The 19,800-nt window shown below is 69.0% G+C and carries 22 protein-coding genes; 18 read left to right on the top strand and 4 right to left on the bottom strand.

From position 1 onward, the window contains the following. Positions 1–86: 86 nt before the first annotated feature. The gene (locus A5678_RS08090) at positions 87–881 is read right to left on the bottom strand and encodes an alpha/beta hydrolase (protein ID WP_068040779.1); all 795 of its coding nucleotides are present in this window, start codon (positions 879–881) and stop codon (positions 87–89) included. Positions 882–1,026: 145 nt separating this feature from the next. Between A5678_RS08090 and ffh the strand changes: the two genes are divergently transcribed. The 4 genes from ffh to A5678_RS08070 all read left to right on the top strand — a co-directional run bounded on the left by ffh (position 1,027) and on the right by A5678_RS08070 (position 6,271). After that, a complete protein-coding gene (gene ffh / locus A5678_RS08085; protein ID WP_068040666.1) occupies positions 1,027–2,592 on the top strand; it encodes a signal recognition particle protein in 1,566 nt (521 codons plus the stop codon). 71 nt (positions 2,593–2,663) lie between these two features. Next, a complete protein-coding gene (locus A5678_RS08080; protein WP_156746813.1) occupies positions 2,664–3,755 on the top strand; it encodes an amidohydrolase family protein in 1,092 nt (363 codons plus the stop codon). A 73-nt stretch (positions 3,756–3,828) separates the two neighbouring features. Then, positions 3,829–5,661, top strand: a complete 1,833-nt coding sequence (locus tag A5678_RS08075) for an amidohydrolase family protein (protein ID WP_068040662.1) — start codon at positions 3,829–3,831, stop codon at positions 5,659–5,661. A gap of 1 nt (position 5,662) precedes the next feature. Then, positions 5,663–6,271: a TetR/AcrR family transcriptional regulator gene (locus A5678_RS08070; RefSeq protein WP_068040660.1), complete on the top strand. Its 609-nt coding sequence runs from the start codon at positions 5,663–5,665 to the stop codon at positions 6,269–6,271. Here the strand turns inward: A5678_RS08070 and A5678_RS08065 are convergent, their stop codons facing one another. Next, positions 6,272–7,165, bottom strand: a complete 894-nt coding sequence (locus tag A5678_RS08065) for a D-alanyl-D-alanine carboxypeptidase family protein (protein WP_068040659.1) — start codon at positions 7,163–7,165, stop codon at positions 6,272–6,274. A gap of 58 nt (positions 7,166–7,223) precedes the next feature. On the opposite strand from A5678_RS08065, the gene A5678_RS08060 reads away from it, so the two are divergent. The 5 genes from A5678_RS08060 (at position 7,224) to trmD (ending at position 9,871) form a co-directional block, all read left to right on the top strand. Beyond that, positions 7,224–7,643 (top strand): nuclear transport factor 2 family protein, encoded by a 420-nt coding sequence (locus A5678_RS08060; RefSeq protein ID WP_068040658.1) that lies wholly within the window; start codon positions 7,224–7,226, stop codon positions 7,641–7,643. A gap of 252 nt (positions 7,644–7,895) precedes the next feature. Beyond that, positions 7,896–8,393 (top strand): 30S ribosomal protein S16, encoded by a 498-nt coding sequence (gene rpsP, locus A5678_RS08055; protein ID WP_068040656.1) that lies wholly within the window; start codon positions 7,896–7,898, stop codon positions 8,391–8,393. A gap of 5 nt (positions 8,394–8,398) precedes the next feature. Then, positions 8,399–8,641, top strand: a complete 243-nt coding sequence (locus A5678_RS08050; RefSeq protein WP_003878715.1) for an RNA-binding protein — start codon at positions 8,399–8,401, stop codon at positions 8,639–8,641. Between the two features lie 16 nt (positions 8,642–8,657). Further along, positions 8,658–9,179 carry a ribosome maturation factor RimM gene (gene rimM, locus A5678_RS08045; RefSeq protein WP_068040653.1) on the top strand — a complete coding sequence of 174 codons (522 nt, stop codon included), beginning with the start codon at positions 8,658–8,660 and terminating at the stop codon, positions 9,177–9,179. Beyond that, the gene (trmD, locus tag A5678_RS08040) at positions 9,176–9,871 is read left to right on the top strand and encodes a tRNA (guanosine(37)-N1)-methyltransferase TrmD (RefSeq protein ID WP_068040651.1); all 696 of its coding nucleotides are present in this window, start codon (positions 9,176–9,178) and stop codon (positions 9,869–9,871) included. Before rimM ends, trmD begins: the two co-directional genes overlap by 4 nt. On the opposite strand, the gene A5678_RS08035 is transcribed toward trmD, so the two are convergent. Next, positions 9,868–10,836, bottom strand: a complete 969-nt coding sequence (locus A5678_RS08035) for a hypothetical protein (protein WP_068040649.1) — start codon at positions 10,834–10,836, stop codon at positions 9,868–9,870. The two genes, trmD and A5678_RS08035, sit on opposite strands and share 4 nt — an antisense overlap. 352 nt (positions 10,837–11,188) lie before the next feature. Here A5678_RS08035 and rplS point away from each other — a divergent pair, with 352 nt between their 5' ends. The 4 genes from rplS (at position 11,189) to A5678_RS08015 (ending at position 13,598) form a co-directional block, all read left to right on the top strand. Beyond that, complete coding sequence (gene rplS / locus A5678_RS08030) at positions 11,189–11,530, top strand: 50S ribosomal protein L19 (RefSeq protein ID WP_067212356.1); 342 nt, start codon at positions 11,189–11,191, stop codon at positions 11,528–11,530. A 69-nt stretch (positions 11,531–11,599) separates the two neighbouring features. Next, a complete protein-coding gene (gene lepB, locus A5678_RS08025; protein ID WP_068040647.1) occupies positions 11,600–12,490 on the top strand; it encodes a signal peptidase I in 891 nt (296 codons plus the stop codon). A gap of 2 nt (positions 12,491–12,492) precedes the next feature. Then, positions 12,493–13,296: a ribonuclease HII gene (locus tag A5678_RS08020; protein ID WP_068040645.1), complete on the top strand. Its 804-nt coding sequence runs from the start codon at positions 12,493–12,495 to the stop codon at positions 13,294–13,296. Continuing rightward, positions 13,293–13,598 carry a DUF2469 domain-containing protein gene (locus A5678_RS08015; protein WP_046184425.1) on the top strand — a complete coding sequence of 102 codons (306 nt, stop codon included), beginning with the start codon at positions 13,293–13,295 and terminating at the stop codon, positions 13,596–13,598. The genes A5678_RS08020 and A5678_RS08015 overlap by 4 nt, the downstream gene beginning before the upstream one ends. A 5-nt stretch (positions 13,599–13,603) precedes the next feature. Here the strand turns inward: A5678_RS08015 and A5678_RS08010 are convergent, their stop codons facing one another. Further along, positions 13,604–14,362, bottom strand: coding sequence for a GAF and ANTAR domain-containing protein (locus A5678_RS08010; RefSeq protein ID WP_068040777.1), 759 nt, complete (start codon positions 14,360–14,362; stop codon positions 13,604–13,606). A gap of 275 nt (positions 14,363–14,637) precedes the next feature. On the opposite strand from A5678_RS08010, the gene A5678_RS08005 reads away from it, so the two are divergent. The 5 genes from A5678_RS08005 to dprA all read left to right on the top strand — a co-directional run bounded on the left by A5678_RS08005 (position 14,638) and on the right by dprA (position 19,798). Then, on the top strand, positions 14,638–15,618 hold the full coding sequence (locus A5678_RS08005) for an NAD-dependent epimerase/dehydratase family protein (protein WP_068040643.1): 981 nt from the start codon (positions 14,638–14,640) through the stop codon (positions 15,616–15,618). A 74-nt stretch (positions 15,619–15,692) separates the two neighbouring features. Further along, on the top strand, positions 15,693–16,511 hold the full coding sequence (gene fdhD / locus A5678_RS08000) for a formate dehydrogenase accessory sulfurtransferase FdhD (RefSeq protein WP_068040641.1): 819 nt from the start codon (positions 15,693–15,695) through the stop codon (positions 16,509–16,511). Between the two features lie 116 nt (positions 16,512–16,627). Next, positions 16,628–17,005 carry a YraN family protein gene (locus tag A5678_RS07995; protein WP_068040639.1) on the top strand — a complete coding sequence of 126 codons (378 nt, stop codon included), beginning with the start codon at positions 16,628–16,630 and terminating at the stop codon, positions 17,003–17,005. Further along, positions 17,005–18,516, top strand: a complete 1,512-nt coding sequence (locus tag A5678_RS07990) for a YifB family Mg chelatase-like AAA ATPase (protein WP_068040637.1) — start codon at positions 17,005–17,007, stop codon at positions 18,514–18,516. Before A5678_RS07995 ends, A5678_RS07990 begins: the two co-directional genes overlap by 1 nt. A 115-nt stretch (positions 18,517–18,631) precedes the next feature. Next, on the top strand, positions 18,632–19,798 hold the full coding sequence (dprA, locus tag A5678_RS07985; RefSeq protein ID WP_068040635.1) for a DNA-processing protein DprA: 1,167 nt from the start codon (positions 18,632–18,634) through the stop codon (positions 19,796–19,798). The last annotated feature ends 2 nt before the right edge of the window (positions 19,799–19,800 follow it).

Genomic DNA, 19,800 nt, shown 5'->3' with positions numbered 1-19,800 from the left:
TTTTTCAACGCGGACAGCGCGGTTAGGTGGCGGACGTGAAATGTAGCACGCCAACGCTTTTCGGCGCAGTAACGACTCGAGGGCGGTTACCGCGGCCGGCCCGCGAGGTCGCGGGTTTGCAGCCACTCGTGGATGCGTTGCGCGACGTCAGCCCATCCCGGCTCCAGCATCATGTTGTGGCCCATCGGGAAGAATTCCGGCTCGGTCCGGTAGGCGCGCGCCGTGGCGCGCACATCGCTGGCGCTGACGAAGCCGTCGTGCTCGGCGCCCAGCACCAGGATCGGCGTGGTCACCCGCCGGGTTCTGACGCGGCGGACCATCGGATCGGTCATGGCGGCGCGGATGCTCTCGGCCCCGGCGCGCTGCCTGCAGGATTCGACGACCGCCTCGGGCGTGTCGGCGCAGAAGAGGTACTCGCGCGTGAGGGCCGGGGTGGCGAGGAATTTCAGCAGCGTCGGGTCGCTCCAGGCTTCCATCGTCATCGACGGCCGGCGACGCCAGACGCGCACCGCCAACCTGAGCACGCCCTGCGGCGGCACGGAGCCCACCAGGACCGCCGCCGGCGCGCCGCGTGTTTCGAGGTAGCGCTGGATGACGAAGCCGCCCAGCGAATGGCCTATCAGCACGGGGCCGCCGCCCAGTTCGTCGGCCACCGAACGGAGGTCGTCGATGTAGTCGGCGATGGAGACCTTGTGCAGCGGCTTGGCCGTCGGGCTGGAGCCGTGTCCCCGCAGGCTCATCGCGACCGCGCGATAGCCCGCGTCGGCGAAGAAGTCCAGGAAGTGCTCCCAGCACCACGCGCCGTGCCAGCCGCCGTGCACGAAGAGCAGCGGCACCGGATGGGCTTCGCTGCAGGATCCCTTGTCGATCACCTCGAGCATGAGCTGACTTTTCTTCGCCGCCGGCGTGCCGTCAAGCCCTTCAGAGGCGCCGAGTGTGACGCTGGCGTCACGGTGGTCGAGCGTGACGTCAGCTTCACGCTCGCGGCGATAGGGGAGGCCGCACACTCTCCACTAGGCTGGCGGGGTGTTTGAATCGCTGTCCGACCGGTTGACCGGTGCCCTTCAGGGACTACGCGGCAAGGGTCGACTGACCGACGCCGACATCGAGGCCACCACCCGCGAGATCCGGCTGGCGCTGCTGGAAGCCGATGTGTCGTTGCCCGTGGTGCGCGAGTTCGTCACCCGGATCAAGGACCGCGCCCGGGGCGCCGAGGTCTCCGGTGCCCTCAACCCTGCGCAGCAGGTCGTCAAGATCGTCAACGAAGAGCTCATCGGCATCCTGGGTGGGGAGACCCGCCAGCTGGCCTTCGCCAAGACGCCGCCGACCGTGGTGATGCTGGCCGGTCTACAGGGTTCCGGTAAGACCTCACTGGCCGGCAAGCTGGCCACCTGGTTGCGCGGTCAGGGGCACACCCCGCTGCTGGTGGCGTGCGACCTGCAGCGGCCGGCCGCCGTGAACCAGCTCCAAGTCGTCGGTGAGCGTGCCGGGGTACCGGTGTTCGCGCCCCATCCCGGCGAGTCCCCCGAATCGGGGCCCGGCGACCCGGTCGCGGTCGCGGCGGCGGGCCTCGCCGAGGCCCGGGCGAAGCACCACGACGTCGTCATCGTCGACACCGCCGGCCGGCTGGGCATCGACGACGAACTGATGGCCCAGGCCGCGGCCATCCGCGACGCCGTCAATCCCGACGAAGTCCTGTTCGTCCTGGACGCCATGATCGGTCAGGACGCCGTGACCACCGCCGAGGCGTTCCGCGAGGGCGTCGGCTTCACCGGGGTGGTGTTGACCAAGCTCGACGGCGACGCCCGCGGCGGCGCCGCCTTGTCGGTCCGCGAGGTGACCGGCGTCCCAATCCTTTTCGCGTCCACCGGCGAGAAGCTCGAGGACTTCGACGTCTTCCACCCCGACCGGATGGCCAGCCGCATCCTGGGCATGGGCGACGTGCTGAGCCTGATCGAACAGGCCGAGCAGGTCTTCGACGCCGAGCAGGCCGAGGCCGCCGCCGCCAAGATCGGCACCGGCGAGCTGACGCTGGAGGACTTCCTCGAGCAGATGCTCGCCATCCGCAAGATGGGCCCCATCGGCAACCTGCTGGGCATGCTGCCCGGCGCCGGGCAGATGAAGGACGCGCTGGCCCAGGTCGACGACAAACAGCTCGACCGCCTACAGGCGATCATCCGCGGCATGACGCCCGAAGAACGGGCCGACCCGAAGATCATCAACGCGTCGCGGCGGCTGCGCATCGCCAACGGATCCGGCGTCTCGGTGTCCGAGGTGAACCAGCTGGTCGACCGCTTCTTCGAGGCCCGCAAGATGATGTCGTCGATGCTCGGCGGCATGGGCATCCCCGGCATGGGCCGCAAGTCGGCCACCCGAAAGGCCAAAGCGGGCAAGGGCAAGGCGGGCAAGAAAGCCAAGAAGGGCGGGCGTGGACCGACGCCGCCGAAGGCCAGGAACCCGCTGGGCGCCGGAATGCCGGGCATGCCGGCCGGCTTCCCCGACCTGTCGCACATGCCCGAGGGCCTCAACGAGCTGCCGCCCGGGCTGGCGGACTTCGACCTGTCCAAACTCAAGTTCCCAGGCAAGCCGTGACGATCGCCAGCGCGGCGGTGGTGTCCCCAGGTCGTCACCATGGGACGGGACGAAAGTAACCCGCCGTGCGCATGCACGTGCGAGGTATCGGCCTGCCCGATGAGACCCCAATCGAACTGTGGATCGTCGACGGCCGCATCAGCGCCGAACCCGTCGCGGCGGCCGACACCGTGTTCGGCTCATCCGGTTTTCAAGGCTGGATCGTGCCCGGCTTGGTGGACGCGCACTGTCACGTCGGGCTCGGTGAGCACGGCGAGATCCCGCTCGAAGAGGCGATCGCACAGGCCGAGATCGAACGCGGCGTCGGTGCGCTGCTGTTGCGAGACTGCGGCTCACCCACCGACACCCGCAGCCTCGACGACCACGACGACCTGCCCCGCATCATCCGGGCCGGAAAACATCTGGCCCGGCCCAAACGCTATGCGGCGGGCTTCTCGCGGGAGCTGGAAGACGAGTGGCAACTGCCCGAGGCGGTGGCCGAAGAGGCGCGCCGGGGGGACGGCTGGATCAAGCTGGTCGGCGACTGGATCGATCGCAGGGTCGGCGATCTCGCCCCGCTGTGGTCCGACGACGTGCTCAAGGCCGCCATCGACACGGCGCATGCCCATGGCGTCCGCGTAACCGCGCACGTCTTCAGCGAGGACGCGCTGCCGGGGCTGGTCAACGCCGGCATCGACTGCATCGAACACGGCACCGGCCTCACCGATGACACCATCGCGCTGATGGTCGAGCGCGGAACCGTCTTGGTTCCCACGCTGGTCAACATCGTCGAGAATTTCCCGGGTATCGCCGACGCCGCCGCCGCGAAGTACCCGACCTACGCCGCCCACATGCGCGACCTGCATGCTCGTGGCCTGTCGCGGATCGCCGCGGCCCGCGATGCGGGCGTGCCGATCTACGCCGGGAGTGACGCCGGCACCATGGTCGCGCCCGGGCGCATCGCCGACGAGGTCGAAGCGCTCAAGGGCATCGGAATGAGCCCGACCGACGCACTGGGCGCGGCGTGCTGGGACGCCCGTCGCTGGCTGGGCCGTCCCGGGATCGATCACGACGCGTGCGCCGACCTGCTGTGCTACTCGGGCGATCCGCGGTCGGGCCCGGCCGCGCTGGGCCGGCCCGACCTGGTGATTTTGCGCGGCAAGGTGTTCAGACCGCTGGCATAGGCAGGCGCAAATCGTTGCTGGTCAACGGGCTGACACGCCGAAAGCCAGAAAAGATTGTGAGTGATCACTATCTATGTTAGGTTCCATGCCACCACGACAACTGGAGGCAGAAGTGGCTTACGACGTGATCATCCGCGAAGGGCTGTGGTTCGACGGCACCGGCAACGCGCCGCAGACCCGCACGCTGGGTATTCGCGACGGCGTGGTGGCCGCGGTCTCGGACGGGCCGCTGGACGAGAATGGCTGCCCCGAGGTGATCGACGCGGCCGGCAAATGGATCGTGCCCGGCTTCATCGACGTCCACACCCACTACGACGCCGAGGTGCTGCTGGATCCGGGTCTGCGCGAGTCCGTGCGGCACGGCGTCACCACCGTGCTGCTGGGGAACTGCTCGTTGTCGACGGTCTACGCCAACTCCGAGGACGCCGCCGACCTCTTCAGTCGCGTCGAGGCCGTGCCCCGCGAATTCGTCTACGGCGCCCTGGCCGCCAACAAGACCTGGTCCACCGCAGCGGAATACATCAAGGCGATCGACGCCCTGCCGCTCGGGCCGAATATCGGCTCGCTGCTTGGCCATTCGGATCTGCGGACCGCGGTGCTCGGGCTGGATCGGGCCACCGACGCCAGCGTCCAGCCCACCGACGCCGAGCTGGAGCAGATGGCGGCCCTGCTCGAGGAGGCGCTCGAAGCGGGGGTACTCGGCATGTCGGGGATGGACGCGGCCATCGACAAGCTCGACGGTGAGCGCTTCCGGTCAAGGGCGCTGCCGTCCACCTTCGCGACCTGGCGCGAGCGCCGCACCCTGATCAGGGTGCTGCGCAGGCGCGGACGCATGCTGCAGAGCGCGCCCAACGTGGCGAAGCCGTCGTCCGGCGTGCTCTTCTTCCTGGCCAGCAGCCGGATCCTCAACCGCGGCAAGGGCGTTCGCATGAGCATGCTGGTATCTGCGGATGCCAAGTCGATGCCGCTGTCGGTATACGTCTTCGGCCCGGGGACCCGTCTGCTGAACAAGCTGCTGGGCGCCAGCGTGCGTTTCCAGCATCTGCCCGTGCCGTTCGAGTTGTACTCCGACGGAATCGATCTGCCGGTCTTCGAGGAGTTCGGCGCCGGAACGGCTGCCCTGCACATGCGGGACCAGTTGGAGCGCAACGAGTTACTGGCCGACAAGGAATACCGCCGCAAGTTTCGTCGGGAGTTCGACCGCATCAAGCTCGGACCGTCGTTGTGGCACCGCGACTTCCACGACGCGGTCATCGTCGAGTGCCCCGATAAGTCGTTGATAGGCAAGAGCTTTGGTGCCATCGCCGACGAGCGCAAACTGCACCCGCTCGACGCCTTCCTGGACGTGCTCGTCGAGAACGGCGAACGCGACGTCCGGTGGACCACCGTCGTCGCCAACCATCGCCCCAAGCTGCTCAACGCGCTCGCCAAAGAAGGCAGCGTGCACATGGGCTTCTCGGACGCCGGTGCGCACCTGCGCAACATGGCCTTCTACAACTTCGGTCTGAAGCTGCTCAAGCGGGCTCGGGATGCCTACCGGGCGGGTGCGCCGTTCATGCGCATCGAGCAGGCGGTGCATCGCCTGACCGGCGAACTGGGGGAGTGGTTCGGCGTCGACGCGGGCACGCTGCGCCAGGGCGACCGTGCGGACTTCGTGGTGATCGACCCGGCCGGCCTCAACGAAGCGGTCGAGGGCTACTACGAGGAGGAGGTGCCGTTCTACGGGGGCTTGCGGCGCATGGTCAACCGCAACGACGACGCCGTGGTCGCGACCGGTGTGGGCGGCACCGTGGTCTTCCGCGCGGGCCAGTTCAGGGACGGCTACGGCCGGACCGTGAAATCGGGCCGCTACCTGCGCGCGGGTCAGCGGCACCGGGGCCATAGCGCCCTGAAAATCGGAGGCTGACGTGGCCAGGACGCAGCAGCAGCGTCGGGAGGAGACCGTGGGGCGGCTCCTCGACGCCTGCATCGACACCATCATCGAGGTCGGATACGCGCGGGCGTCGGCGGCGGTGATCACCAAGCGTGCGGGGGTGTCGGTGGGCGCCCTGTTCCGGCACTTCGAGACGATGGGCGATTTCATGGCCGCCACGGCGTCCGAGGTGCTGCGTCGTCAGCTCGAGACGTTCACCAAGCGGGTCGCCGAGATACCGGCCGATCGGCCGGCGCTCGAAGCCGCCCTGGCGATACTCCGCGACATCACCGCCGCGCCGAGCAACGCCGTGCTCTACGAACTGCTGGTCGCCGCGCGAACCGATGAAAAGCTCAGGGCCACTTTGCAACACGAGCTGCGTCAGTACTCCGCGAAGATTCACGACGCCGCCCGCACGCTGCCCGGAGCCGAGAGCTTCCCCGAGGAGACGTTCCCCGTCCTGGTCGCGTTGCTGACCAATGTGTTCGACGGGGCCGCGGTGGTGGAAGGGGTGCTGCCGCAGCCGCAGATCGCCGAGCAACGGATTCCGATGCTGATGACGCTGCTGTCCGCGGCGGCGCCGGACTCGGGCCTGTCGGAATAGCTACAGCGAGCCGATGCTGGACTGCGGGCTTTGGGCGAACCCCCAGTCGAACAACGTCGCCGCCTGGTCCCAGTACGTCGGCCCGCCCTCTTTGACCAGCCCGTACATCATGGCGATGACCAGCCGGCGGCCCCCGCGGGAGGCGGCCCCGACAAAGGTCTTGCGGGCGGCGTTGGTGAACCCGGTCTTGCCGCCGATCGCGCCGGGGTAGCGCTGCAGCAGCTCGTCCTGGTTGGTGATGAGGTGGTCGCCCCCAGAAGCCGGGTCGCCGGGGAACATCGCCGACGGCTCGGCGGTGATCTGCGCGAACACCGGGTTGGCCATCGCGGCGCGGAAGATGACGGCCAAATCGTGCGCGGTCGACGACCCGGATCCGCCGGGACCGTCGAGGCCGGACGGCGTCGCGGCATGGGTGCTCGTCGCGCCGAGCGAGGCGGCCTTGGCGTTCATCTTGGCGACCGTGGCGTCAGGCCCGCCCAGCATGTGCGCCAGCGTGTTGGCGGCGTCGTTACCCGAGACCAGCAGCAGGCCGTCGAGGAGCTGGCGCGCGGTGTAGGTGCGGCCCGGCTTGATGCCGACGCAGTTGCACTCCACTTGGGTGTCGGCGACGTCGGCGACGACGGTGGAGTCCAGGCTCACCGAGTCCAGGACCACCTGGGCCAGCAGCGTCTTGATGGTGCTCGCCGGCGGATGGGGTACGTCCTGGTCGCGGCCGGCCAGCACCTGCCCGCTGTCGAGATCGGCGACGATCCAGGTCTGGGCCGGGCCGTCCGGGATCGGCACCGAGCCCACCGGCTGCATGCTGTCGGCCCAGGAGGTGGGGGCGGTGGCAGCGCACGCACCGACCGTGAGCAGGGCCGCGACGCCGACCCTGAGGGCCATGACCTTGCGCATGGGCCGAAAGTCTAACTACCGGGCCTGTTCGGCGTCGATTATCAGTACTGTCCGATGCATGTTGAGTCTGGCCGAGATTTCCGACCGCTTAGAGATCCAGCAGCTTCTGGTGGACTACTCCACCGCCATCGACCAGCGCCGATTCGACGATCTCGACAAGGTGTTCACGGAAGACGCGTACATCGACTACACCGCCCTCGGCGGCTTCGAGGGCCACTATCCGGAGGTCAAGAAGTGGCTGTCGGAGGTGCTGCCGAACTTCCCGGTATACGCACACATGCTTGGCAACTTCTCGGTGGAGATCGACGGGGACAAGGCCTCCTCGCGGGTGATCTGCTTCAACCCGATGGTGCTCGGCGGGGACAAGGATCAGGTGCTGTTCTGTGGGCTCTGGTACGACGACGAGTTCGTCCGCACGCCCGAGGGCTGGCGGATGACCCGCCGGGTCGAGACCAAGGTCTTCCAGAAGGTCATGTAGCCCGGCTTCGGCCTCCTTCGCCGAGATTGCCGCCACGGCTGTGCCTTGCGCCCCGAACGCGACCATCACGGCAATCTGGGTGACGATCGAGCGGATTTCTGGCCCGGCGCCCCGTTCTGGCACAATGGGCGGCTGTCCACCGAGCGATTACGCATCGCTTCGTGGTCATACACGCGAGGCAAAACCGGATCCGGGCATCCCGCCCCGATCGCTGAATTGCAGCGTGACACACACAGGAGAATCCGCTTAACCATGGCTGTGAAGATCAAGCTGACTCGGCTTGGCAAGATCCGCAATCCCCAGTACCGCATCTCCGTGGCCGACGCGCGCACGCGGCGCGACGGCCGCTCCATCGAGGTCATCGGCCGCTACCACCCGAAGGAAGAGCCGAGCCTGATCGAGATCAACTCGGAGCGCGCGCAGTACTGGCTTTCCGTGGGCGCTCAGCCCACCGAGCCGGTCCGCAAGCTGCTGCAGATCACCGGCGACTGGCAGAAGTTCAAGGGCCTGCCCGGTGCCGAGGGTCGCTTGAAGGTTGCCCCGCCGAAGCCCAGCAAGCTCGATCTGTTCAACGCCGCGCTGGCTGAGGCCGAGGGCGGTCCCACCACCGAGGCCGCGAAGCCGAAGAAGAAGGCGCCCGCGAAGAAGGCCGCCAAGGCCGCCGCGCCGGCGGAGGCGGCCGCTGACGCCGCGCCGGCGGAGCCGGCTGCCGAGGGCGGCGAGCAGGCCGCGCCGAGCGCCGAAAGCTGACTGACGTGAGCACGGTCGTCGTTGACGCGGTCGAACACCTGGTCCGTGGGATTGTCGACAACCCCGACGATGTCCGGGTGGACATGGTGACCAGCCGCCGCGGCCGAACTGTCGAGGTCCACGTCCATCCCGACGACCTGGGCAAGGTGATCGGTCGCGGCGGACGTACCGCGACCGCCCTGCGCACCCTGGTCGCCGGTATCGGTGGCCGGGGGATCCGCGTCGACGTGGTGGACACCGACCAATAGCGCTGATGGAGCTCCGTTGGAGTTGACCGTCGGGCGCGTCGCGAAAGCGCACGGGATCGGCGGCGAGGTCGTCGTCGAGATCCGCACCGATGACCCAGCGGCCCGCTTTGCGCCGGGTAATACCCTGCACGGCAAGACATCCCGCGGCGGCGAGGAACGCGACTTCGTCGTCGAGAGCGCGCGCGAACACGGTGGTCGGCTGCTGCTGCGATTGGCCGGGGTGACGGACCGCGACGCCGCCGACGCGCTGCGCGGCACCGTGTTCGTCGTCGATTCCGATGACTTGCCCCCCATCGACGAGCCGGACACCTACTACGACCACCAGCTCGAAGGCCTGCACGTCCGGACCGTCACGGGCCAGGAGGTCGGCGTCGTCGCCGAGGTGTTGCACACCGCCGGGGGTGAGCTGTTGGCGGTGCGCCGGGGCGACGGCGGGGAAGTGTTGGTGCCGTTCGTTGGCGCGATCGTCACGTCGGTGTCGCTCGGCGACCGTAGCGTCGAGATCGATCCGCCCGAGGGCCTGCTGGATCTCGCATGAGAATCGACGTCGTCACGATCTTCCCGACCTTCCTGGACCCGCTGCGGCAATCGTTGCCGGGCAAGGCGATTCAGTCGGGCCTGGTCGACCTGCAGGTGCACGATCTGCGTCGCTGGACGCACGACGTGCATCGCTCGGTCGACGACGCGCCGTACGGCGGTGGCCCCGGGATGGTGATGAAGGCGCCGGTGTGGGGCGACGCACTGGACGAGATATGTTCGGAGCAAACGCTTTTGGTCGTTCCCACGCCCGCGGGCAAGTTGTTCACGCAGGCTGACGCCCAGCGGTGGAGCGCTGAGGAACAGCTGGTGTTTGCGTGCGGCCGCTACGAGGGCATCGACCAGCGGGTGATCGAGGACGCCGCCCGGCGGATGCGGGTCGAGGAGGTCTCGATCGGCGACTACGTCCTGCCCGGTGGGGAATCGGCGGCGGTGGTGATGATCGAGGCCGTGGTGCGCCTGCTCGAGGGTGTCCTCGGCAATCCGGCGTCGCATCGGGAGGATTCGCACTCGCCGGCCCTGGACCGGCTGCTGGAGGGGCCCAGCTATACCCGGCCGCCGACCTGGCGGGGGCTCGATGTTCCCGAGGTGTTGTTATCCGGCGACCACGCGCGCGTGGCCGCCTGGCGCCGGGAGGTCTCGCTGCAGCGCACCCGCGAACGCCGGCCCGAGCTGCTGGACCCGCGGGATTAGAGCCCGCGTCGCAGCGGGTCGATTCGCCCCTCGGGAAATATCGTCCTGACCGCCCGGGTGATGGTCTCGCGTGCGGTGACGTCGTCGGAGGGCTGCAGGGACTGCACCACCATGATGTAACGGCGGTCGGCACCGACCACGCCCGTCGACAGGTGCATCCAGTCGCTGCCGATGCAGCACATCCAGCCCTGCTTGACCGCCACCGGTTCGGCGTACAGCCCCTCCGGGATGCCGAAGCGTTGCGGGTAGCCGTCGAGCCCGTTCGGGGTGGACTGGGCCAGGTCGTCGACGATGACCTTCGCCTTGTCGGCGGGCAGCCCGCCCGACCCGTCGAGCAGCATTTCGTAGTAACGGATCAGGTCGGTCGTCGTGCTCATCGTGTTCCACCAGCGTCCGTCGCTCGGCGGGGTGGTCGACGTGAGCCCGTAGCGGGCCGCGACCGCGGTGATGATGGCGTTCTCGCCGCCCTGCCCCCAGAACTTCTCGGCCGCGCCGTCGTCGGAGGACTGCAACATGATGTCCAACGCCTGGCGGTCGTCCGCGCTCAGCGCGGCCTTGCCCTCGGATTCGTGCAGCAGCAGGTCGTCGGCGATGAACAGCTTGGCCACCGATGCGGTACCGATGACCTGGCTGTTGCCCGTGGAGACCAGCTGGTGGGTTTTCCGATCGAGGATCGCCACCGAGAGGGCGGCTCCGCCGGCGGCGGCTTCGTCGGTTGCCTGCTGCACCCGCGCCTGCAGGCCGACGGGCCCCGCGCCCGTCAGCTGCCGGTCGGGCTGCGGTGGCTTGGCCGCCTCGAGCATGAGCTCGGCGGACTGTGGGGGCGGCTGGCGCAGACCGCGGTCGGGCGTGACGTACACCGGGAGGCTATATACCTTGGCCTGTACCTTCGCCTCGCATCCGGCGGCCACGACCAATGCCACCGCCGCTGTGGCAGTGAACAGAATCAGCGGCCGAACGCGCATTCCTCTCCTCCGATGTGGCTCCGACGCACCCAAGTGCACAGGTGCGGGCCGCATCGCGCCACCTGCTCCGGCCATCACGCAAGGTCCGGTAGCGCGTTCTGGCCCCAGTCATATGTACCATTCACCAGCGTTTTCGGCTCGTTGCGAACCGCGTTCGATGCTGTGATTTTCGTGGCAAGCCCGCTGTCTGGCACAATTGACCAGTTGTCTCCAGCGGTTGCAGGCCGGCCGGGCCGCTTTCGCCCGCTGCGAGATACGCGCAAGTTGCCCCAAACCATCGGCTTGGCGACCGCCTCACATCCAGGTGAGAGCTGTTGCCGCAGGCCGCGACCGCAAGGAAGTGTCTTCTCAGATGAACCGCCTGGACTTCGTCGACCAAGCGTCGCTGCGCGACGACATCCCGGTTTTCGGCCCGGGCGACACCGTCAACGTGCACGTCAAGGTGATCGAGGGCGCCAAGGAGCGTATCCAGGTGTTCAAGGGCGCGGTGATCCGTCGGCAGGGCGGTGGCATCCGCGAAACCTTCACCGTGCGCAAGGAGAGCTACGGCGTCGGCGTCGAGCGGACCTTCCCGGTGCACTCGCCGAACATCGACCACATCGAGGTGGTGACCCGTGGTGATGTCCGTCGCGCCAAGCTGTACTACCTGCGCGAGCTCCGCGGCAAGAAGGCCAAGATCAAGGAAAAGCGCTGAGCCGCGACGGCCGGGCGGGAGTTCCGGTCGGTTTACAGCGCCACAATCTGCGCTGGCTACTCTGATCTCGTGACCGATCCCACGGACTCATCTGAGCCCCAGTCCGCCCAGTCAGAGCCGAAGGTCTCCACCCGCACCCCGGACACGCCCGAAGGCGAGTCGCTGACGGCGGCCGAAACCGTCCCCGAACCCCTAGAGGCGCCCGACGAGGGCGCGCCCGAGCGCACCAAACGATCCACGCTGCGGGAATTCGCGCTGCTCGCGGTGATCGCGGTGGCCCTCTATTACGTCATGTTGACGTTCGTGGCACGGCCCTACCTGATCCCATCGGAATCGATGGAGCCGACGCTGCACGGGTGCGCCGGTTGCGTCGGCGACCGGATCATGGTCGACAAGGTCAGCTATCGCTTCGAATCGCCCCGCCCCGGGGATGTCATCGTCTTCAAGGGACCGCCCTCCTGGAATCTGGGGTACAAGTCGATCCGGTCGAACAACACCGTGCTGCACTGGGCACAGGACGCGCTGTCCTTCATCGGCTTCGTGCCTCCCGACGAGAACGACTTGGTCAAGCGGGTCATCGCGGTCGGCGGGCAGACGGTGCAGTGCCGGGCCGACACCGGCTTGACGGTCAACGGCAAGCCGCTCAAAGAGCCCTACCTGGATCCGGCCACCATGATGGCTGACCCGTCGGTGTATCCATGCCTGGGCAGCGAGTTCGGGCCGGTCACGGTTCCGCAGGGGCGGCTGTGGGTGATGGGCGACAACCGGACGCACTCGGCGGATTCCCGCGCCCATTGCAACAGTGTCCCGGCCGAGGCGCTCAAGGGTGTGTTGTGCACGGGCGACCCCGCGTCGGGGACCGTGCCGGTGTCCAACGTGATCGGCAAGGCGAGGTTCATCGTGTGGCCGCCCGGGCGATGGGGTGGCGTGTCCTCGGTGAACCCGCAGCAGCATCAGTAGCCATGGCCACGACGTGGCCGCCGCGGACGGTGATCCGCAAATCGTCGGGGTTGCGCACGCTGGAGTCCGCGCTGTATCGCAACGGTCTGGGGCCGGTGGCCGGCGTGGACGAAGTCGGCCGCGGCGCCTGCGCCGGCCCGCTGGTGGTGGCCGCCTGCGTGCTTGGCCCGGGGCGGCTGGAGAGCCTTGCGGCGCTTGATGATTCGAAAAAGCTCACCGAGGCTGCCCGGGAGAAGTTGTTCCCGCTGATCCGTCGCTACGCGCTGGCCTACCACGTGGTGTTCATCCCGCCCGCCGAGGTGGACCGGCGCGGCGTGCACGTCGCCAACATCGAAGGCATGCGCCGCGCCGTCGCGGGCCTGTCGCTGCGGCCCGGGTACGTGCTCAGCGACGGATTCCGGGTCCCGGGCCTGCCGGTGCCGTCGCTGCCCGTCATCGGCGGCGACGCCGCGGCGGCGTGTATCGCCGCGGCCAGCGTGCTGGCGAAGGTCAGCCGGGATCGGCTGATGGTCGCCATGGACGCCGACCACCCGGGTTACGGCTTCGCCGAGCACAAGGGCTACAGCACACCGGCGCACAGCACGGCGCTGACGCAGCTGGGTCCCTGTCCCGAACACCGCCATTCGTTCATCAACGTCCGGCGCGTGGCCATAGGGTCAGAAGGGTCGGGCGGCCGCGTCGTGGCCGAATGCCGACCGGACCCTCGCCCGCGCGCGGGGGATATCGGTGAGGAAAGATGGGGCCAGGATTCCCCGGGCGGAACGCCGGGGGAAGTGTTTCTCCGAGAAGGACGTCTGAACAGATGAGTGCCGAGGATCTCGAAAAGTACGAAACCGAGATGGAGCTCTCGCTGTACCGCGAATACAAGGACATCGTCGGCCAGTTCAGCTTCGTCGTGGAAACCGAGCGGCGCTTCTACCTGGCCAACAGCGTGGAGATGGTGCCCCGCAACGCCGACGGCGAGGTGTACTTCGAGCTGCGGCTTTCCGACGCCTGGGTATGGGACATGTACCGCCCGGCGCGGTTCGTCAAGCAGGTGCGGGTGGTGACGTTCAAGGACGTCAACATCGAAGAGGTGGAAAAGCCCGAGCTGCGGCTGCCGGAGTAGCGAGGCTAGCTGTTCTCGTCGTCTTCCGGGGGCGGCAGTTGGCCGCGTCTCTCGATGACCTCCCGCGCCACGTCGGCCAGCTTGATGTTCAGCGCCTGGGAATGGCGTCGCAGCAGGTCGAACGCCTGCGTCTCGGTCATGTCGTGGAGCAGCATCAACATGCCGACCGCCTTGCCGATCTCACGGTTGCTCAGCAGTCCCCGCCGTAGGCTGCTGGCGTCCTCGCCCTTGTTGACCGCATTGATGGCCACGCTCGCGAAAGCGGCCAGCACCGCCGCGCGCCCGGCCGCCTCGGCGTCGAACACGCCTGCGGTGTCGCTGAACAGGTTGAGCGCGGCGCCTTTTCTTTTGTCCACCAGCAGCCTAAAGCCCATCGCCCCACGCACCGGTGTTTCGGCCACCAGGACCTTCGCCAGCTGTGGCCACAGCGACGGCGTCGTCAGGTCCGGGTCGATCTGGGGGGTCTCCTCCTCGATCGCGTCGATGCAGGGGCCGTCCCCCGACCGCCGTTCCAGCTCGTCGATCTGCTGCGCCAGCTGGTCGCTAGCGCCCACGGTGATGTAGCGGTCGCCGTCACGCACCAACAGGCTGGCGTGGTCGCATCCGTGGACGACCAGGGTGGCGGCGATGCAGATGGCGGCATACATCTGGCCGACGTCGGAGCCCTGGTAGATGATCTCGGCCAGCGCGGCGAACACCGTCCCAGGGTCGGCCTTCTCGCCGCCCGGCGTCGGCCCGCCTGCGGCCGTCGATTCGTCCCCCATGTTGTGCCTCATTCCCTGCGCATTCGGCAGTCTGACCCCGCGTTCGATCGCCGTAGATTATCGGTCCTTGGCGCGAGCCTTACACGCCGTTCGGTGTGATTGCGACGAATCTACGCGCCTCGACCGCCGGTCCCCGGGCCAGCGAAAAAGCACCCGCTGACAATACGGGTACCCGCGCGTCCGGCGCGCACGAATCGGCGCACCCGCGGCGGCGCCCATTGGTGATATTTCCCATCCGTGGTTTGGGCGGCGCCCGGACGGGAAAGAGCCTTGAAGTGGGAATTACCGTCGCGGTGACCGGGCCAACAGGCGAGATCGGGATGTCCGCGGTGACGGCGCTTGAGCGCGAACCCGCGGTGGACGCCATCGTCGGGATGGCGCGCCGGCCATTTGACCCGTCGTCGCGCGGCTGGCAGAAGACCACCTACCAACAGGGCGACATCCTGGACCGCGAGGCCGTCGACGCCCTGGTGGCACAGGCCGACGTGGTCATCCACCTGGCCTTCATCATCATGGGCTCGAGGGAAGAAAGCGCCCGCATCAACCTGCAGGGCACCCGCAACGTGTTCGAGGCGACGGTCGCCAGCGAGCGGGCGCGGCGCTTGGTGTACACGTCGTCGGTGGCGGCCTACGGCTACCACGGCGACAACCCCGACCCGCTGACCGAGGACGTCCCGGCACGGGGGTCCGACGAGCACTACTACTCGGCGCAGAAGGCGGCATGTGAGGCGCTGCTCGGCGAGATCACGAAGGACTCGCCGCTCGAGGTATACGTGTTGCGGCCGTGCATCGTCGCCGGGCCCAACGCCACCGTCCTGGCCGAGGCGATGCCGTGGAATCAACTGCCCGGCCCGATGCGCGCCGTGGTCAAGGCGGTGCCGATATTGAAGCCGGTCGTTCCGGATCCGGGCATCCCGTTGCAGCTGGTGCACCACGACGACGTCGCGAGCGCGATCGCGCTGGCGGCCACCGCCACGGCGCCGCCAGGGGCGTACAACATTGCCGGGGACGGCGTCGTGACCGTGGGCGACGTGGCCCGGGCCCTGGGCGGCCGCCCGGTCCGGGTGCCCGCCGTGGCCGCCTCGGCCGCGTCGGCGGCGCTGTCGCGGGTGCCGCTGGTCCCGTCCATGCTGGAATGGCTGCACACCGCGCGCACATCGATGGTCATGGATACCACCAAAGCGCGCACCCAGCTCGGCTGGCGGCCGCTGCACTCGTCGGCGGAAACCCTGGCGGCGCTGGCCTCGGCGGTGTGACGCCGGCCGGGGTAGGTTGGCTGCGTGAAGTTCCAGCGTTCCGCCGCGGTCCCGGCTGACGGTGAATTCGCCTAGTGCGGCACGTAACTGCGCGCCGGCGGGTGAAGCATCTCACCGCCGGGAAAGCGATCAGCCGGCCGGAGACGCTGGTCGTCGAGGAGCCGCTGGAGATCCGGGTGAACGGCGCGGCGGTCACCGTGACGATGCGCACGCCGGGCGCGGATTTCGAACTGGCGCAAGGCTTTCTGCTCACCGAGGGAATCATCGCCGGCCGCGACGACGTGCTGACCATCCGGTATTGCGGGGGTGCGGTCGAGGGCGCGAACACCTATAACGTGCTCGACGTGACACTGGCCGCCGGTGTCGCGGTGCCGGCGCTGGACGTGACCCGCAACTTCTACACCACCTCGTCGTGCGGGGTCTGTGGCAAGGCGTCGCTGGACGCCGTGCGGCTGATCGGCCGCTTCTCGCCCGGCGCGGACCCCGCCACCGTCGCGGCGGCCGCGCTCAAAGCGATGCCAAACCAATTGCGTTCGGCGCAAAAGGTTTTCGACAGCACCGGCGGCCTGCACGCGGCGGCGCTGTTCGGCGTCGACGGCACCATGTTGGCGGTGCGGGAGGACGTCGGCAGGCACAATGCGGTCGACAAGGTCATCGGCTGGGCGCTGGAACATCGCCGGGTGCCGCTGGCCGGCTCGGTGCTGCTGGTCAGTGGGCGGGCCTCCTTCGAGTTGACGCAAAAGGCGGTGCTGGCCGGGATTCCGGTGCTGGCCGCCGTGTCCGCGCCATCATCGCTGGCGGTCTCGTTGGCCGAGGAGTCCGGCATCACCCTGGTGGCGTTCCTGCGGGAGGACTCAATGAACGTCTACACCAGGGCCGACCGAATCGGCTAGCCGTTTTCCGGCCGGTTGTGAATGTAGACGGCACTGGGGATAACCCGTCGTCGCGGACCGGTCGCACGCGTCTCCGCGGCCCGCCGTGTCGGTGCCGTCGGAGCACATTGGCGGGCATGACGACCGAAACGACTATGACTCGGGTCCAACTCGGGGCGATGGGTGAGGCGCTCGCCGTGGACCACCTGACGAGGATGGGATTGCGGATCCTGCACCGCAACTGGCGTTGCCGCTATGGCGAACTCGACGTCATCGCCGCCGATGACGCCGCCCGCACGGTGGTGTTCGTCGAGGTGAAAACCCGTACCGGCGACGGCTACGGCGGGCTGGCGTACGCGGTCACCGAGCGCAAGGTTCGCCGACTGCGCCGCCTGGCCGGCCTATGGCTGGCCGGCCAGGACGAGCGCTGGGCGGCACTGCGGATCGACGTGATCCGGGTGCGGATCGGGCGCCGGCGCACCCCCGAAATCACCCATTTGCAAGGGATCGGCTGATGGCGCTGGGTCGCGCGTTCTCGGTCGCGGTGCGCGGAGTGGACGGCCAAATCGTGGAGATCGAAGCCGACATCACCTCCGGACTGCCGGGCGTGCACCTGGTGGGCTTGCCCGACGCCGCATTGCAGGAGTCCCGCGACCGGGTCAGGGCGGCGGTCGCCAATTGCGACAACACCTGGCCGATGGCGCGGCTCACGCTGGCGCTCTCCCCGGCGACGCTGCCCAAGATGGGCTCCGTCTACGACATCGCCCTGGCCGCTGCCGTCTTGTCGGCGCAACGGAAGAACCCGTGGGACCGCCTGGAGAAGACGGTGCTGCTGGGCGAGCTGTCGCTGGACGGTCGGGTCCGTCCGGTGCGCGGCGTGCTGCCGGCGGTGCTGGCCGCCAAACGCGACGGCTGGCCGGCCGTCGTCGTCCCGGTGGACAACCTGGCGGAGGCCAGCCTGGTCGACGGCATCGACGTCTGGGGGGTGCGCACGCTGAGGCAGTTGCAGAAGTGGCTCAGCGGATCGGCCGCCCTGGACAACCGGATCACCACGACGGCCCCCGCACTCGAGGCGTCGTCGGATCTCTCCGATGTGGTGGGGCAGACGCAGGCGCGCTTCGCGGTGGAGGTCGCCGCCGCGGGGTCGCATCACCTCATGCTCACCGGGCCGCCGGGCGTCGGTAAAACCATGCTTGCGCAACGGCTTCCGGGTCTGTTACCGCCGCTGTCGGAGAGTGAGTCACTCGAGGTCACCGCGATCCATTCCGTGGCCGGGCTGCTGTCGGGGGACACGCCGCTGATCACCACGCCGCCGTTCGTCGCGCCGCACCACAGCTCCAGCGTGGCGGCCCTCGTCGGCGGCGGGTCGGGCATGGCGCGCCCCGGCGCGGTCAGCCGCGCGCACCGTGGGGTGCTCTTCCTCGACGAATGCGCCGAAATCAGCGTGAGCGCGCTGGAGGCATTGCGAACACCGTTGGAAGACGGGGAGATTCGCCTCGCCCGGCGCGACGGTGTGGCCTGTTACCCGGCCCGGTTTCAGCTGGTGTTGGCCGCCAACCTCTGCCCGTGCGCGCCCGCCGATCCGCAGGACTGCATTTGCGCGGCGGCGGTCAAGCGTCGCTATCTGGGCAAGCTGTCGGGGCCGCTGCTGGACCGGGTGGACCTGCGGGTGGAGATGCATGCGGTCCGCGCGGGTGCGTTCTCGGGCACCGAAGCGGAATCGACGGCACAGGTTCGGCAGCGGGTGGCGCAGGCCCGGGCGGCCGCGGCCGAGCGGTGGCTGCCGCACGGCTTCCGCACCAACGCCGAGGTCAGTGGGGTGCTGTTGCGCCGAAAGTTCCGGCCCGGCAACGCCGCGATGGCGCCGCTACAGCAAGCGCTGGACCGGGGGCTGCTCAGCATCCGCGGCCTGGACCGCACGCTGCGGGTCGCCTGGAGCCTGACCGACTTGGCCGGCGGAGTATCGCCCGGGCCCGCGGAGGTCGCGGCCGCACTCAGCTTCCGGCAGCCTGGAGCGCAGCGATGAGCGCCGGACTCCGTTCCGTGCCGGCTGCGCGATGGCGAATGAGGTTCGACGACAACACATTCGCGTACGGGGCTATCCGGATCCTCGGGGAATCCTTGGAGCCCGGAGCACCGCGATGCTGACCGCGGTCGACGATCCCGTGTCGCGCGCCTGGGCATACCTGTCCCGGGTCGCCGAGCCGCCCTGCGCCGAGCTCGCCGCCCTGGTGCGGCGTGTCGGCCCGGTGGAGGCGGCCGACCGGGTCTGCCGCGGACTGATGGACGACGGCCTCGCGCGGCACACCGAGGCGCGGCGCGAAATCGACTGCGCCGCCGCCGACCTCGAGCTGCTTGCCCGCCGGGGCGGACGGTTGATCACCCCCGACGATGACGAATGGCCGCTGCTGGCGTTCGCCGCGTTCGGGAATTCCCCGGCAAAAGCGCGCGGCGGTGCGCCGATGGTGTTGTGGGCGCAGGGCCCGGCCCGGCTCGACGAGGTGGCTTCCCGCGCGGCTGCGGTGGTGGGCACTCGGGCGGCGACGGCGTATGGCGAGCAGGTGGCCGAGGACCTGGCCGCGGGGTTGGCGCAACGCGAGGTCGCGGTCGTCTCCGGTGGCGCCTACGGCATCGACGGCGCGGCGCACCGGGCGGTGCTGAACGCCGACGGAATCACCGTGGCGGTTCTCGCCGGCGGGCTCGACATTCCGTATCCCAGCGGCCACACGGCATTGCTGCACCGGGTGGGGCAACATGGGCTGCTCTTCACCGAATACCCGCCCGGTGTCCGGCCGGCCCGCCACCGATTCTTCACCCGCAATCGCCTGGTGGCCGCCGTCGCGGGGGCCGCGGTGGTGGTGGAAGCCGGCCTGCGCAGCGGCGCGGCGAACACCGCCGCCTGGGCGAGGGCGTTGGGCCGGGTGGTGGCCGCGGTGCCCGGTCCCGTGACCTCGTCCGCGTCGGCCGGGTGCCATGAGCTGCTGCGCAACGGCGCCGAACTGGTGACCCGGGCCGACCACATCGTCGAGCTGATCGGCCGCATCGGCGAGCTGGCAGCCGAGGAACCGCGCCCGGCGACGGCGCTCGACGGGCTCAGCGACGACGAGCGGCGGGTGTACGAGGCGCTGCCGGGCCGCGGCGCCGCCACCGTCGAGCAACTCGCGGTCACGTCGGGGCTGGCGCCCGAGCGGGTGTTGGGGCCGCTGGCGATCCTCGAGCTGGCCGGGTTGGTGCAGCGTCAGGAGGGCAGGTGGCGACTTGTCCGGGCCGTCGGCGGCCAAGCTGCAGCGACGCCGCGGCTCGTATAGTC

The sequence above is a fragment of the Mycobacterium sp. E2733 genome (genome assembly GCF_001667585.1).
In the GTDB taxonomy this organism is placed as follows: domain Bacteria; phylum Actinomycetota; class Actinomycetes; order Mycobacteriales; family Mycobacteriaceae; genus Mycobacterium.
The sequence above is the reverse complement of the archived record's forward strand: the minus strand, read 5'-3'. Positions and strand labels throughout refer to the sequence as shown.

Bases quoted from the DNA above. Each gene is read 5' to 3' on its own strand.
- A5678_RS08090 (WP_068040779.1), bottom strand. From the start codon at position 881: ATGCTCGAGGTGATCGACAAGGGATCCTGCAGCGAAGCCCATCCGGTG.
- A5678_RS08080 (WP_156746813.1), top strand. From the start codon at position 2,664: ATGCACGTGCGAGGTATCGGCCTGCCCGATGAGACCCCAATCGAACTG.
- A5678_RS08075 (WP_068040662.1), top strand. From the start codon at position 3,829: ATGTTAGGTTCCATGCCACCACGACAACTGGAGGCAGAAGTGGCTTAC.
- A5678_RS08065 (WP_068040659.1), bottom strand. From the start codon at position 7,165: ATGCGCAAGGTCATGGCCCTCAGGGTCGGCGTCGCGGCCCTGCTCACG.
- A5678_RS08060 (WP_068040658.1), top strand. From the start codon at position 7,224: ATGTTGAGTCTGGCCGAGATTTCCGACCGCTTAGAGATCCAGCAGCTT.
- rpsP (WP_068040656.1), top strand. From the start codon at position 7,896: ATGGCTGTGAAGATCAAGCTGACTCGGCTTGGCAAGATCCGCAATCCC.
- trmD (WP_068040651.1), top strand. From the start codon at position 9,176: ATGAGAATCGACGTCGTCACGATCTTCCCGACCTTCCTGGACCCGCTG.
- A5678_RS08035 (WP_068040649.1), bottom strand. From the start codon at position 10,836: ATGCGCGTTCGGCCGCTGATTCTGTTCACTGCCACAGCGGCGGTGGCA.
- rplS (WP_067212356.1), top strand. From the start codon at position 11,189: ATGAACCGCCTGGACTTCGTCGACCAAGCGTCGCTGCGCGACGACATC.
- A5678_RS08020 (WP_068040645.1), top strand. From the start codon at position 12,493: ATGGCCACGACGTGGCCGCCGCGGACGGTGATCCGCAAATCGTCGGGG.
- A5678_RS08015 (WP_046184425.1), top strand. From the start codon at position 13,293: ATGAGTGCCGAGGATCTCGAAAAGTACGAAACCGAGATGGAGCTCTCG.
- A5678_RS08010 (WP_068040777.1), bottom strand. From the start codon at position 14,362: ATGGGGGACGAATCGACGGCCGCAGGCGGGCCGACGCCGGGCGGCGAG.
- A5678_RS07995 (WP_068040639.1), top strand. From the start codon at position 16,628: ATGACGACCGAAACGACTATGACTCGGGTCCAACTCGGGGCGATGGGT.
- A5678_RS07990 (WP_068040637.1), top strand. From the start codon at position 17,005: ATGGCGCTGGGTCGCGCGTTCTCGGTCGCGGTGCGCGGAGTGGACGGC.
- dprA (WP_068040635.1), top strand. From the start codon at position 18,632: ATGCTGACCGCGGTCGACGATCCCGTGTCGCGCGCCTGGGCATACCTG.